Genomic DNA, 12,950 nt, shown 5'->3' on the forward strand with positions numbered 1-12,950 from the left:
CCGCCGTTGGTACTCGGCAAGAGTGAGCGAGTCGTGCGTCATCAGGGTTCAGCCCTCCATGTGCCGGATTGCGCGCTACTTGTGAAGCTCGACAGATCGATCGCGCCGGCGCGTGCTCCGAACGCGATGAGGTAGTCGACAGGCAACCAGCCATAGCCGCCTGCTCCCCAGCCGGGTCCCCAGCTGTTTCGAACAAGCAGGGTTCGGACCTGTTCGTGCGTTCGCGCTCCAACCACCAGCACGGCGTGGTATGCGCCCTGCGGTGCCGTCAACGGGGGTACCTCGATGGTGCCGTCTGGCGCAGCCTGCTCGAATTCAGCCGTGACCTCGATGATCAATGCAACGACGAGGCCGGACGCCAGTAGGTCTTCGATGTCGTCCTCGATGCCGTCATTAGTCATTGACACTGGGGCCAAGTCGGCTTGATACCAGACAGATGCCTGGGCTGTTGACGGGGCCTGATCGGCTTCGTGACGAATAGTGGTATTGAACGGCCAGTCCGCCAAACGGGGCTGGCCATCCGACCGCAAGGCATCGCTCACCGCCTCCAGCGTCGTGCCGTCGCGAGACGCTGTGCCGATGGAAACGCAGCGGGACCACAGGGCGTCGGGTGCGAGCGGCTCCGGAGGCTGCGCGCGACTCGTTTCGTGGGCGGCGGTCACGGTGATTGGGATACAGAGCGGTCGGATTCCTTGGTCGATCGCTGGCGCGAGCATCGGTCTCAGATCGACTGATGGCCGAACCAGGCTGCGCTGTCGCCTCGCGTCGTAACTGGCCATCGGCTAGCGAGGATCATCTGCCGATGCCGCGGCAGCGGACCGCCGCCGCTCGACCACTGCCTTCGCCCAGTCGTCGTCGTCATCGCTGATCTGACTGATGGGGATCGCCTCATACCGCGGTTCGACGGTCGCGGTGATTCGATACTCGTCGACTGGGTCTGAGTCGCTGTACTCATTGCGCAGCTCAAACCGGAGCTGCGTGGTGCCGGACTGTGTCAGCCGAACGCCGAGCACCCTCCGTCCCACTGCGCCGACAGCAAACGTCTCGTCGCGAACGTGCTGCGCAGCTTCCTGCGCCGCGGAGGCCCCGAGTCTCGCCAGACGGCGGCTTCGGATAGCCGCGTCGGTGACTGCCTGGGGGGTGCCGTCCGCGATGTAGACATCACCGACCACAGCTGCCCGCCCACCAGCGATCGACAACGGCTCCGGCTTCTTTGCAGGCGCCGGTATTCGAGCACGGTCGACGGCTTGGCTCGGCGGCCTGCGACGCGGCGTCGCCTGTCGCTCAGCCGGTAGCAGCGCTTCTGAGCCGGCGGGACGGTTGTCAGCGAAGGGAGGCGGTGGTGTCGCGGCGCGTCGTGGACTCGGGTCGGGACTTGCGATTGCCCACCTGTAGCCGGTGCTGCGGTCCTCAGGCAACGAAATAATGATCTCGTCATCAGTCCGGACGTTGAGTTGTTGGCCGTGCCATGCCATATCAACCGGCCAAACATCGGCTACGCCGACGACCGGTCGGCGTCCGGCCCCAATTGACTGCTTGACCTTCAGAGGTTGCACTCTGAGCACTACTCGCAGTTCACCCTGGGTGAGCCGGTCGAGGTGGTGCAGCTGCCTTGCCGCTGCTTCATAGCTGACGCCTGCTTCGCGGGCGACGGTGTAGACGTCGAGCGGCCCAAGTGATGTCGCATTGCGGCGCGACAAGATGCTGTGGACGAGCGGCGGCGGCATCAGCAACGCACCGGCGAATACCTGCGCCAGCGTCTCCCGCTCGATGCTGGTGCGACCCAACACGTCCGATTCGGTATCGAGGACAGCGTCGTGGCCACCGTCGAGTCGCCAGTGACCCAGTTCGTGTGCCGCGGTGTATCGCTGAATCGGCGTCGATCGCTCGGTGGTGACCAAGATGCCGCCCGTGCCCTCTGGCAGGTACGCCCCGAGGAGCCCATCGAGCGGGAAGAAAGCGAGCCACAGCCCGAGGTCCTGAATCAAGCCGAACACATCCACTTGGCGCGTCTGGTCCACGCCCGCCTCGGTCAAGAGGCGGCTCGCGGAGCTCGCAGCCGCAAGACGTCGAGTGTGTCCGGAAACCACTGACTACTCCGTTTGTTCAGCCCGGGTAGGCCCAGGTCGTCCCGCCCCAGCGAGAAACTCGGCGAAGCGCAAGACCTGCTCCTTGTCTTGGTCCGACAGGTCCGCGGTCGCTCGGTACAGAGGCGTATCCATGTCAACCTCGCCGCCTTCCTCCCCAAGCAGCCACGCCACGGGGCGGCGGTACAGGCGGCCGAGGCGTCGAAGCTCAAGCGATGAGACGCGACGCTTGCCGGACTCGATCGCCGACACGCTCGCTCTGGGGATGTCCAGCGCAGCTGCGACATCCTCTTGCAGTAATCCGATGTACTCGCGTGCATTCCTCAGCCGCTGTGCGAGCGCCATTTCTTCGCCCTCGTCCGACTCGGGCGCATCCGTGCTCATGATCCGTCCTCTCGTTGTATTGCCACATTGGGATCTTGGTGTTCTGTCGATGCGGAGGCGACGGCGATTGCCGCGGCCCAGCCGCTCTCATGAGTTGCCGAGACGTGGAGCTTCGAGATGCCGAGCGATTGGGCCCGCTCGGCAGCCGAACCTCGCAACACGGCACGCGGAGCGCCCGATTCCAACGAGACGATTTCGATGTCTCGCGGGTCGAGGTCGCTTATCCCCATACCGAGGCACTTCATCACCGCTTCCTTCACGGCCCAGCGGGTTGCAAGCCGTTCTGGATCGCCGTTGGCTTCGGCACGCTCGACTGATGTCCAAACACGGTCAAGAAACGCCTGCCCGCCTTCGGTAGCGAGTTGGCTCAGTCGCGGAACCGATACGACATCAATTCCGACGCCGACGGTGCCGCAGCAGTCTTGGCTGAGCGCCGAGGTCTCGAGCGCTGCCGCGAGCGCCGCACACGGCGACGTTGCCGCGGCGTCGACATCCATCACAGCAGTGCTCCGATCGACTCCACGAGGTCGCGTGGCTTTGGCCGATGACTTGGCTCCGCATCGGCCAAAGTTGCATGGACAACCAGCTCGCCGCACTTGGCGCCTGTTTGCTCGCACAAGAAGTACATGAGGTCGCTGAGACCGACCAAGTTTCCGTATGCCTTCGTGATCAAGTACTGATGGCGATACACGGCAGTGCAGTGCAACGTTCCAGCAAGCAAGGAAAGATCGATGTGGACCAAGCAGGGAAAGCCCCGCATCCTTTGATCAGTGGGCGCATAGACCTGCACTCCATCGAGGGGCTCTGACGCGAGGGCATCTGCACCGACATCGATATCGAGCGTGTTGTTGGTTCGGCGTCCCCGAGTGAGCTCATCGCGAATGCGGGAGATCCTCAAGTCCAGCTGATTCGTCCCGCCGGGCTCCTTGCCAGGCCAGGTAATCATCCGAGCGAAATAGGTGCCCCGATTGTTGCCTCGGAACCTAAGCAGCAGGGGAAGCATCTGCTCGTAGCGTTCGTAGAGGCTGTGTGCCGCAGCATCGAGCTCCTCAACAGCGTGCTGACCAAGTTGGGGTGACCACGCGAATCCTGGACTCCGGTAGAGCCTTCTTGGGAAGATGGTGCCCGCTACCGTGTCCACGCTCTGATCTCCCGCAGCATCGAGCGTTCGATCGAGTGCATCGCGGATTGCTTCGTTCTCTGCACCTGGGTTCTCGATCGTCATCACCAGATGAACGCAGCGGCCACCTCGTTGGCTGGCAGTACGCGTCAATGCTTGGAGCCACGCCTCGCTCAACGTCTTCGTCGGGTCGAGTAGCTCGCTCATGACTTGAAGAGTGGGACAGCCTGCTTACGGATCTCCCGGTGCAGCATTCGGCCAAGAGCGGCTGGAGTAGCGAGATCATCCTTAGTGAGCTCCTTAGGATCGACGAAGGGACCTACTCCGCATTCCTTTTCGACCTGGCTGATCGCCCACACCGCGGCGAGGCTGGCCACGCTTGAGCTGGGGCCGCTAGGGGCTTCACCGACACTCGCGAGCAAGTCGTTCACATGTGCCCCAAGCTCGGTCTCAGTGAGTTCGCGGACATCGACCGACTTCTCAACCTGACGCTGAGGAGGGGAAATGGTTCCCGTGTCAATGTCACCTGTCATGACATCAATGTTAGATATTCCGACATACCTTGTCAAGTGAGTTGGTGCCCTGCGGTGACCTAGGCCTAGCCGACAGCGACGAGACTGGACGGGGCTCGCGCCGAAAACGGCAAGCCCCACTTGGGTGGGTATCCCAGCCTCAAGGGGCGATGGTCAACCCGATACACCTGCTTGATTCGGCCAGGACCGTCCAATGAGTGCTCAGGATGAGCGACCCGCGCGTACTTGTCGACCTCGCAGAACAGGTTCTGACAGTCGATGAGCTGAAGAGGACGGCCCCACAGGTCCCGAAACGGTGTCGGCATCGGGGTCATCTCGAAAAACTCGCTGGCTGAATGGGCCATCGCCGCGATCACATCGGCTGCGTCGAGGTCGCCGGCATCCGAGAAGCACTTGCGGATGCCGCGAATGGCTCCTGGCCCGGCGACGACGAACTCCATCTCGTCGAAGTCGAAGTGCGGCGAGTAGTTCAGGTCGATCGCGTACTGAAAAGCCAAGAACGGGCCGAACGACGGCACCTCGCAGAGCTGCTCATACAGGGATCGCAGCGAATGAGCTCGCTCGAGGTCAGCGAGCACACCGGTCCTCAACAGCATCTCGAGCAAGGACAGGTGGTTGCGGTGCTTGCGGTCTGCACCCAATCGCGGATCCGGCATGATGTACGCCGCCGAGTAAACCCGCCGGCGCCGGTCGAGCAGCTCGTCCACCGCCTGTGCGTATCTCTCGGCGCTGAAGCCGGCCGCTGTCGGTGGCCCGACGCGGTCGACCAGGTGTTCCCATGTGTCGATCCGGTTGAAGATCTTGAACAACAGGACTCGCAGAATCGTGTCCGGTGCATCGCGTTCTTCGTCATAGATCACGTGGTGCAGCAGATATTGACTGACGCGGTCTGAGGCTCGATACGCATTGGTGAACCGATGGCGGGCAAGGACGGGATCACTCGTCCACGGGCCAAGCTCGCCCGCGGCACGGCGGAAGAAGATCGCCTGCCGCTCCGCCGCCAGCCGCCAGTACGACCAGAAGACCTCAGTCACCTCCACTCGCCGTCCAGCGAGTCTGATCGAAGGGTTCTCCTCGAACGGAAGCTGGCCTTGCTCGGGCTCACCGAAGGCGAGAGACACTGCGGCTCACAGTACTTGTGGCATGGCACACGGGCGCTGAGGCCCGTCGTGAGCGGCGAAGGTCAATGACGCCAGAATCGCGCCTCGTCAGCATGGATCGCGGTGGATCGTCGACGGGATCGGCCCGTGCATCCAGCGTTACCGTGCCGGCGGGCGGATGACCGTGCCGTCACTCAGGGCGCGGGCCAGATTCTCGTCACGACTGCGGCTAGGGACGCACCTCTGGCCGCAACCGTCGCCTCAGTCCAATCCGCGTCTTTGTATGCGTTCAGCAGGTCCTTGTTGAGATGCAGAACCGTGTGGTCGTCCAGCGTCTCCTGCTTCTGGGCCCATGGCCTGTTCGACAGCGCCGGGTTCAAGCGATGGTTGACCAGCGTGAGGTTGCCGAGGCTGTGGACGAGCCGCTCCAGCTCATGCTGAGCCTGCAGAACGTCCTGCACCGGACCGAGAGGCCAATGCTCCGACCATGATTGCGGCATCACATGCTCGATGGTCAGCGAACCGCGAGCGACGTTGGCTTCCTCCGAAAAAACGCTTCGACACTCATCCTCGATCGCTTCGAGCACCATTCTGAGCCGACGACGGGTCAGGAGCCGGTAGAGCGGCAGGTCGAGGATCGCATGCTCAACATCGCCGTCCGTCGGCCAGCGCCGAGACTCCGAGGTCTGCTCTGCGAGAAAGGCAACAATCGACTCGGCAGCCTCCCCAGGCTCGGCTTCGCGAAGCTCCGCCATCAACTCCAAGAAGAGCCGGTTGTAGTCCTTCGTCGTCATGCGGCAGATCATCCGGCGCACCAAGTAGCTCTCCAGGGCCCCGAGTGCCTGAAGGCGCTGCTCGTACCCGACGACGTGCTCAGGCCGAGAGAACAGCCACAACAACAACGGCGTCAAGGTGCCGGCGTCGACGGTTCTCCAGCGATAGAGAAACGTCTCGATCCGGCTCTCCTGGTTCTCACGTTCAAGACTCTTGTAGGTCTCGCCAATGTCCCGAACTGTGCCGACAATCTCAGCGATGGCCTTGCCCTGGTCCTCGGCGTAGAGCTTGAACCTGGGAAATACGTCCTGCGACTGCACCTCGCTGGCAGTCTCCATGATCAGCCAGTAGTTCAGGAAAACGTCGAGGCGAGGACGAACGATGCGGCCCTGCCTGATCTCTTGGCGCCACCAGGAGTCTTCGAACGGCAGCCAATCTCGCTCGTGTAGCTCGCCAGCGTCGAGCCCAACGGCCGTCGCAGTCTGCAGTACGTAGTTCTTGACCAAGTCGGATGCCAACAACGGCGTGCCGCGGGCGTTCAGCGTCTCAAAGATCACGAAAGCGTCGTCAGCGGTCGCCAGGTCGATTACAACCACCTCAAGCAGCCCGAACATCGCCGCTTCGAGACCGTGGGCGCGTTGCTCCTGATCCGCCTCGTCGACGCTGGCGCTGATCCACTCTCGAATCTGGAGTCGGAAGAAGTCGTGTGCTTGGACTATCAGCGAGTCTTCGTGGCCAGCGGTTGGCGCGCCGTTCTTCATCGCTGCTCGAAAGGGGTCCCGGTCCAAGCTGGTTGGCCAAAGCTTGAACGCTTCGTCTCCGTCGGCGAAGGCGTTGAGGACCAATCGAGAGATTCGCTTGGCCTCAGCCACCGCTCCGAGTTCTTCAAAGACCTCTTGTGCTGCATCCAACAGAATCTGGGCAGTCGTCAACCTCTGCTGACCGTCAATGACCAAGCGGGTCTCGATGTCAGCAACGGCCGTGAGCTGCTGCTGCAGAACGACGGCTCCCATGAAGTGCGTGCCGGTCTGTTCCTCGGCCTTGGGGCGGTGCCCCTCTGCCAGCGCAAGCTCATCCAGGTAGCGCTCGGCGGCATTTCGAACGTCATTCCAGAGTGGTTCCCATTGGTCCTCCTGGTTCCACACGTAGGGCCGCTGAAACGTCGGGATGACGTATCGGACATCCTTCTGGAAGAGACTCTTCAGCGTCAGGGTGTCTGCCTTCATCGCTCCTCGCTCATCTGTAGACGGCTCGATTCACGGCGGTCCATCGCTGCGGATGTCTGGGGCTGACCTCGTGGGTCGGCTCGAGAGGCCTGAACTCGGAGCCACTCCGGTGAATCTGGGCAACAGCTCGGAACCGTAGCCACTCCACATGCCGAGATGCATCTGCCACATAACGTGTTGATCTCACCTGAGGATCCCGTGTTCGGCCAGAATGCTGCGGTGTCTGCTTCGGGGGGCCGTGCTGCGGCCGGTGTGATCGACGATTTCTTGCGTCGGCATCCGCAGGGCGAGCTGTTGGTGGGCACGGGGTACGGATCGGCGTTCGGCCTTGGATGGCTGCATCAGCGAACCAGGCGACGTCCGGTGCGTCTGCTGATCGGAGATCTGCGTACGGGCTTTGACCGGTGGTCCGACGATGACCGCAAGGACGCTCTCGCATTCCTGGCGCGTGAAGACGTGTCGGTGCGCGGCTGCCACTCGCCCGACGGCATGCTGCACTCCAAGGTGTGGGTCGCTCTCGACCCCGCCGGCACCGGTCAGCCCAGCGGCGTGCTGGTGGGCTCGGCGAACCTGACGAGAACGGGCCTGTTCAAGAACGACGAAACGGTCGCCCGCGCTGCGCCGGAGGAACACAGCCGGATACGAGATGACCTAGCCCAGTCATTTCAGCGCAGCTGGGACGCCAAGGGCGAGCTGATGATCCGACTCGGCCAGAATGCGTCCGACATCGGGCCACTGCCCCGTCCCGCGAGGGGGCTGAGGCCGGCACTCAACTCCGGATGCAGAGCGGCAGCGATCAAGCTCGCAGTCCTCGCCGCCGCAGGGCTGCTGCTGCTCTTCGCGCTGTTTGTCGTGCTGCCGTGGCTTGCAGGCCTCGTGGTCGACGGCTCATCACGAATCTTCGACACGTCGCAGGACGGGGCAGAAGCTGCTGGCACGACAATCTCCGAAACCATCCCGCCACCGGCTCAGAGCGGCGAGACCGAAGTAGTCGCGGCACCTGTCGTGAGCCAAGCAGAGGAAGGCGAGACCGCGGCAGTCACGGCACCCGTCCTGAGCCAACCGGAAGAGGGCGAGGTCGCTGTCGTCACAGCACCTGTCGTGAGCCAACCGGAAAGGGACGAGGTCGCGGACGTCACTCAACCAGTGGTTGGCGAAGCAAAAGCAGCCGACCAGCCAACACCCAGCGCGACGACACCGGCGGTCCAGCTGCCAGAACAGACATGTCCCTACGCATTGCCAGATGGAAGCGATGCTTGCGAGACGCTCGAAGGGTTTGGTGGCATCGAGGCTGTGCCGTGTGACTCACTGCCGCTCGACGCACGGCCGCTTCGCCTCGTCGGTGAGGAGAACCCTGCCGGATACGTCGCCGCGCACGATGCTCCCGAGCTCGTATGCACATGGATCGGTGGCGGTACCTACGTGGCCGGCGAAACGATTCATGCAGGCGACCTGCGAGCTATGAACGCCACCGTGTGGGGAACGGGAGCCTGTCAATTTGAGGTATTCGACGAATCTGGTGCGATGGTGGCCTCGCGTGCCGACTACGAGTACGCCGGCTGGATCTCCTACGCACTGCTTCGGCTGAATCCCGGCACCACGATCCGGACCGACGGCTGCGGATGGGTGCCAGCGGAGTACGCGGGTCTGGCACGAGCGACCGATGGTGTCATCAAGGCTGCTAACCACACAGGCCGCAGCTATCCCCTCATTGTCGGCGTGGATGTCCCGCCGGGCAACGTCCGCATCGAATGCGACTTCTGGGCCTGGCCGAACGCCGAGCCCGATGAGCATGGCTCGTGGGCCGACGCGCTGCCACGCGCCGTAGACGATCGCCGCGTACCCGGCCCCTACCGCGCCGAGTCGGGAATCATCTGGCCCAAGTGCTGACCCGCTGTCGTCTTGCGTTCAGCACTACCAGTCGAGACCGCAACTCCCTCGTCAGATTCACAGATCGCTGTTCAATCCGCGAGCCGCCATCTGACGTGGCGCCTATTGGCCTTGCAGTTGTCGCCCAACCGCGATGATGCGGGCCTGTTCCTCGCCTTCTCGGCTCAGTCTTGATGGTTGCGGGCCGAGGGGCGTGTCATATTTGGCGAACTCGGGATACGGCTGCGAGGTTTCTTGGTCGAGCTCCCACAGAACGAGCTGGCAAATTCTGGTGCCGGTCACGAGCTTGAGAGGAACAGTTCCGCTATTGACTAGCTCAAGCGTCAGCGCGCCGGTAAAGCCCGGGTGCACGGTCACTGCAGTTGCCACGAGCAGGCCGTTCCGAGCCCAGGAAGATCGATTCAGAACTTGCCCGGCTAGCCGGCGTGGTACCCGCAGATACTCAAGGGTCGAACCCAAGAGGAACTGGCCAGGATGGATGATGAGCTCGTTTCCAAACGCGACATTGAACCGATGTTCCCCGTGAGCCGAATAAGGATCCAAGACTCCTTGCTGTGCTCGTTGTACCTCCATGAATTCGGTGCCGAGACGAAGATCAATCGAGGCCGTTCCGACTTGGCGGGGATCAAGCAACGGACACACCACCAGCCGTTCGGCCGCATCCTCATGACTAAGGACTTCCCGAATTGCGACATCAGACAGCATCGGAATCGCTCCAGAGTTGACGGATCTGCGACATCTCAATTGCGCGCAGCAGCACCCTGCTCAATTCGAGATCGCGTGTCGCCTCCACCAATGTCGCCGGCGAATCGCCATGCATCTGGAAGAACCACTGCCACCCCACAACCAAGATCTCCCAAGGCCCGATGGGCTGCTGGTCGACCTCACTCGGCGGCACTCGCATGCGCAGCTGACCCATCGCCTCGGGCGCAAGCGTGTAGTACGCGTCGGCGTCGATGGGCGTCTGAACGTGACCGGCGATGGTGGACTCGATGGCAGGTACCAACACGCTGCAGGCCGACCGCAAGAACTCCTCCTGTTGATTGGCCGGCGCACTTGGCGCAGCCTGTTGCCGGAGCCATTCAGCGGTCTCGGGACACGTCGCCGCCAGGAAATCGCCCCAACCCGCACGAGTCAAGGACTCCAACACGGTGCGGAGTCGCTCGCTCGGGAAAGGGTGACTGCTAGCAGGGTCATCTTGTGCCGTTGCTGGAAGAAACGACGCCGCGGCAAAGAGGTAGCTGGGGCCACATACGGCAGCCGCCAAGCTGTCGCAGAGGAGTTCGTCGACCCACCCGACGAGTTGAGTCTGAGACCTGAAGAGAGTCTCCGTCTCAGCTCCCGAGAAGTGCTGCGCGAGCAAGTCGTTCAGATCAGCGCTAGCGAGGCTCATAGTCGCGCTCCCGAGACTCGCTTGGAAGATTGCCGTATGGCCGATCTCATGGACCAACAAGGGCATCAGTAGCGCGTTGAATGGGTCGAGCACGGGAACGAAGAACGCCACGGGCGTAGGTTTCAGCTCTGTAGGCCTACTGAGCGCTTCGCTCAGATCGAGCGTTGAGTACATATGGGCATTGTCGAAGTGGACGATTGGATCCGCGCCCTGAGGCAACAGCGCCTCGATCGCCGAGTCAAGCGCCACCAGCATGCCTAGGGGCACGTCATCTCTTCGGGCGCTGTCCATTAGCGGCCGTAGGAATGGAAGGATCTTCTCGACCTCGACAAGAGTCCGCTGCAATGTGCGTTCGGCGTATTCACGTGTGGCCGGGTCGTCGTTGGCACTGAGCCTTGCGTCGACTTCGGCAACCTTCGCCTGTGCTTCCTCGATCACTCGGCGGTGCAACTCAATGAGCTGGCTGCCGCGACCCGAGTAGCTCCTCGGTTGACCGCGGAGAGCGTTCTCGACGTGGCCAGCGATCAAGCTCCGGACAAGCTCGAGGCCTCGCTCATCCATCTTGGTCTCCGTTCTGGACTTCGTCTCGCCATAGCGGTCGTCCGATTCAAGGTGGCCGTGGCGAGGCCGTTGAAGAACTCGGAGACGACTCTGATCTGGTCAGTCGTCCCAGAACCGTCCACAATTGCATCGATAGATTCAATGAATCCGTCAAGTAGCGCTCCTACGTCAACTCCCGCGTTTGTTCGCGAGGCGACGCCGAACGTTTCTTCGAGGACCGAGATCGGCCGCATTGTTTGTAGCGCAGCTCGGGTTGGCACCGTCGCGCCAGCAAAACCCTTTAGTTCTTCCAGTAGTGCGCGGGCGTCGCTCAGTGCGTTCCGGTCGTCTTCGTTGAGCGTGCCTGATGCTGCTCTATGCACGGCCAATGACGCTCGGTCTGCAAGGCGCCCGAGAGCTGTGAGATTTGCAACGCTCTCAACGCTCAAAAGATGTTCACGAAGAGTCATGATTCCTCGCTAACGGATCGTGCGCTTGATCGTCTCGTAGATGTGGGCCCAATCATCGGGCTCACCTGGTTGTTTACCTCGGTAGTGAATGCCGGCAAGCATTGCGACGTCGGCTTGAGGGAGTCTTGCGCCTTGGGCAAAAGCCCGCAGGGATGCGGGTAGCTGCTCAGACTCAACCGGTTGCCAGGTGTCAGGCGTTCCCGTCAAGTCCGTGATCGAGGTTCCCAGCGCTGTCGCTAGGCGCCGCAGTACCTCGTGGCTCGGCGTCGTCGACGCGCCATGCTCAAGCTGCGATAGGTATGCCTTCGAAATTCCGGCTCGGTGCGCGACCTCGGTGAGCGAGAGCGCCTGTTCCTGACGCATCACTCGCAGTCGAGCACCCAGAGAATCGTTTCCGCTCATCGCTCCATCATGACTGGTGTCGTTCGTGATGTCAAACATTCCTGCGCGAAATAGTTGACAGGCACGCAGCTTGCCTGTATGTTTGGGATCACGAACACATTCGTTCTTGATCCAGAACCAAGGAGAATCAGTTATGGACAGGGCAGTCACCCAGACAGGCAAGGACATCTACGGGGACATCACCCGGCTGTGCAACCCTACGGCTACATGGTCGTCGGTCTCAAAGGAGACTGCGATCTATCACATCGAGAACTACATCCACACCTATCACGTCCCGTGGAGGACTGGTCGAACCGAGATCAGGGTCGTGAACGGTCCAAACGGCAAGTACCTCAGAACCGATCAGGACCACACGACTCGCAACAACCTCAACGATCTGCCCGACTGCTAGCGCTTGGATCGCTTGAGATAGCTGGCTTGCTGGGCCTCTCCGCTCGTAGTTCGCCCGCTTCACCAACGGTGTGAAACGCTGGCTCATGGCGCGTATCGAGATGATCCCTGACGGCTCCTGGGACGGCGAGCTCGGCGAGCTGCACCCCCGTGTCGCGGACCCCACCCATCGCCGGGTCGACAACATCCTGGCCGTCCACTCGCTCAACCCCCGCTCCATGGCCGCACACCAAGGCCTCTACGAATCTGCCATGGCCAGCACCGCCACGCTGCACACGGTTGAACGCGCGAGAATCGCCGCCTCCTGGCCTCAATGGTGAAGACGCGGCTGTGGTGATTAGCGCTCGCGCCGCACGCCCTTGAACGGGCCGCCTGATTTCTTCATCGCCATGAACCGGCCCGAGGCTGCGTCGCGCTTGGTCCAGTTTCCGTTCTTCGGGTTCTGGAATTGACTGCGGCCTGTTACTGCACCGTGCCGGCCGCCACCCTTCGCACCGTTCTTGGCCATCGTGACTCCCGCCTCCGTGGAACTCAGCGTATTCCTCAGGTGATTGAACTGGGAGTGATCTCTGCGGTGGCCTGTGCGGCATCGCTGAGATGGACCGGTGGCGCTGCGTGGTGCCGGCGTGGGGTTCTTCGGC

15 protein-coding genes are annotated in these 12,950 nt (G+C 62.2%); 3 read left to right on the forward strand and 12 right to left on the reverse strand.

Features of this window, described 5'->3' with window-relative positions; translation table 11 throughout:
* Nucleotides 1–41: 41 nt before the first annotated feature.
* The 8 genes from ACOGI8_RS15230 to ACOGI8_RS15265 all read right to left on the reverse strand — a co-directional run bounded on the left by ACOGI8_RS15230 (nucleotide 42) and on the right by ACOGI8_RS15265 (nucleotide 7,224).
* Nucleotides 42–662 (reverse strand): C1 family peptidase, encoded by a 621-nt coding sequence (locus tag ACOGI8_RS15230; RefSeq protein WP_419854645.1) that lies wholly within the window; start codon nucleotides 660–662, stop codon nucleotides 42–44.
* Between the two features lie 120 nt (nucleotides 663–782).
* Complete coding sequence (locus ACOGI8_RS15235) at nucleotides 783–2,021, reverse strand: ImmA/IrrE family metallo-endopeptidase (protein WP_419854646.1); 1,239 nt, start codon at nucleotides 2,019–2,021, stop codon at nucleotides 783–785.
* A gap of 72 nt (nucleotides 2,022–2,093) precedes the next feature.
* Nucleotides 2,094–2,471 (reverse strand): helix-turn-helix transcriptional regulator, encoded by a 378-nt coding sequence (locus ACOGI8_RS15240; RefSeq protein ID WP_419854647.1) that lies wholly within the window; start codon nucleotides 2,469–2,471, stop codon nucleotides 2,094–2,096.
* On the reverse strand, nucleotides 2,468–2,968 hold the full coding sequence (acpS, locus tag ACOGI8_RS15245; RefSeq protein ID WP_419854648.1) for a holo-ACP synthase: 501 nt from the start codon (nucleotides 2,966–2,968) through the stop codon (nucleotides 2,468–2,470). The genes ACOGI8_RS15240 and acpS overlap by 4 nt, the downstream gene beginning before the upstream one ends.
* Complete coding sequence (locus ACOGI8_RS15250; RefSeq protein ID WP_419854649.1) at nucleotides 2,968–3,798, reverse strand: hypothetical protein; 831 nt, start codon at nucleotides 3,796–3,798, stop codon at nucleotides 2,968–2,970. Before ACOGI8_RS15250 ends, acpS begins: the two co-directional genes overlap by 1 nt.
* The gene (locus tag ACOGI8_RS15255) at nucleotides 3,795–4,124 is read right to left on the reverse strand and encodes a hypothetical protein (protein WP_419854650.1); all 330 of its coding nucleotides are present in this window, start codon (nucleotides 4,122–4,124) and stop codon (nucleotides 3,795–3,797) included. Before ACOGI8_RS15255 ends, ACOGI8_RS15250 begins: the two co-directional genes overlap by 4 nt.
* Before the next feature lie 65 nt (nucleotides 4,125–4,189).
* Entirely contained in the window at nucleotides 4,190–5,245 is a 1,056-nt protein-coding gene (locus ACOGI8_RS15260) for a nucleotide kinase domain-containing protein (RefSeq protein ID WP_419854651.1), read from the reverse strand.
* Nucleotides 5,246–5,418: 173 nt separating this feature from the next.
* On the reverse strand, nucleotides 5,419–7,224 hold the full coding sequence (locus tag ACOGI8_RS15265; protein ID WP_419854652.1) for a DUF262 domain-containing protein: 1,806 nt from the start codon (nucleotides 7,222–7,224) through the stop codon (nucleotides 5,419–5,421).
* Between the two features lie 219 nt (nucleotides 7,225–7,443).
* On the opposite strand from ACOGI8_RS15265, the gene ACOGI8_RS15270 reads away from it, so the two are divergent.
* Nucleotides 7,444–9,114, forward strand: a complete 1,671-nt coding sequence (locus tag ACOGI8_RS15270; RefSeq protein ID WP_419854653.1) for a hypothetical protein — start codon at nucleotides 7,444–7,446, stop codon at nucleotides 9,112–9,114.
* Nucleotides 9,115–9,216: 102 nt separating this feature from the next.
* On the opposite strand, the gene dcd is transcribed toward ACOGI8_RS15270, so the two are convergent.
* The 3 genes from dcd to ACOGI8_RS15285 form a co-directional block, all read right to left on the reverse strand.
* A complete protein-coding gene (gene dcd, locus ACOGI8_RS15275; protein ID WP_419854654.1) occupies nucleotides 9,217–9,819 on the reverse strand; it encodes a dCTP deaminase in 603 nt (200 codons plus the stop codon).
* Nucleotides 9,809–10,945 (reverse strand): hypothetical protein, encoded by a 1,137-nt coding sequence (locus tag ACOGI8_RS15280; protein ID WP_419854655.1) that lies wholly within the window; start codon nucleotides 10,943–10,945, stop codon nucleotides 9,809–9,811. The genes dcd and ACOGI8_RS15280 overlap by 11 nt, the downstream gene beginning before the upstream one ends.
* Before the next feature lie 581 nt (nucleotides 10,946–11,526).
* Complete coding sequence (locus ACOGI8_RS15285; protein ID WP_419854656.1) at nucleotides 11,527–12,069, reverse strand: helix-turn-helix domain-containing protein; 543 nt, start codon at nucleotides 12,067–12,069, stop codon at nucleotides 11,527–11,529.
* Here ACOGI8_RS15285 and ACOGI8_RS15290 point away from each other — a divergent pair.
* On the forward strand, nucleotides 12,053–12,310 hold the full coding sequence (locus ACOGI8_RS15290; RefSeq protein ID WP_419854657.1) for a DUF3892 domain-containing protein: 258 nt from the start codon (nucleotides 12,053–12,055) through the stop codon (nucleotides 12,308–12,310). The genes ACOGI8_RS15285 and ACOGI8_RS15290 overlap by 17 nt on opposite strands.
* 85 nt (nucleotides 12,311–12,395) lie before the next feature.
* Nucleotides 12,396–12,629, forward strand: coding sequence for a hypothetical protein (locus ACOGI8_RS15295; protein ID WP_419854658.1), 234 nt, complete (start codon nucleotides 12,396–12,398; stop codon nucleotides 12,627–12,629).
* A 17-nt stretch (nucleotides 12,630–12,646) separates the two neighbouring features.
* Here the strand turns inward: ACOGI8_RS15295 and ACOGI8_RS15300 are convergent, their stop codons facing one another.
* Nucleotides 12,647–12,817, reverse strand: a complete 171-nt coding sequence (locus ACOGI8_RS15300) for a hypothetical protein (protein WP_419854659.1) — start codon at nucleotides 12,815–12,817, stop codon at nucleotides 12,647–12,649.
* Between the last annotated feature and the right edge of the window lie 133 nt (nucleotides 12,818–12,950).

Source organism: Candidatus Poriferisodalis sp. (assembly GCF_965204195.1).
Taxonomy (GTDB): domain Bacteria; phylum Actinomycetota; class Acidimicrobiia; order Acidimicrobiales; family Poriferisodalaceae; genus Poriferisodalis.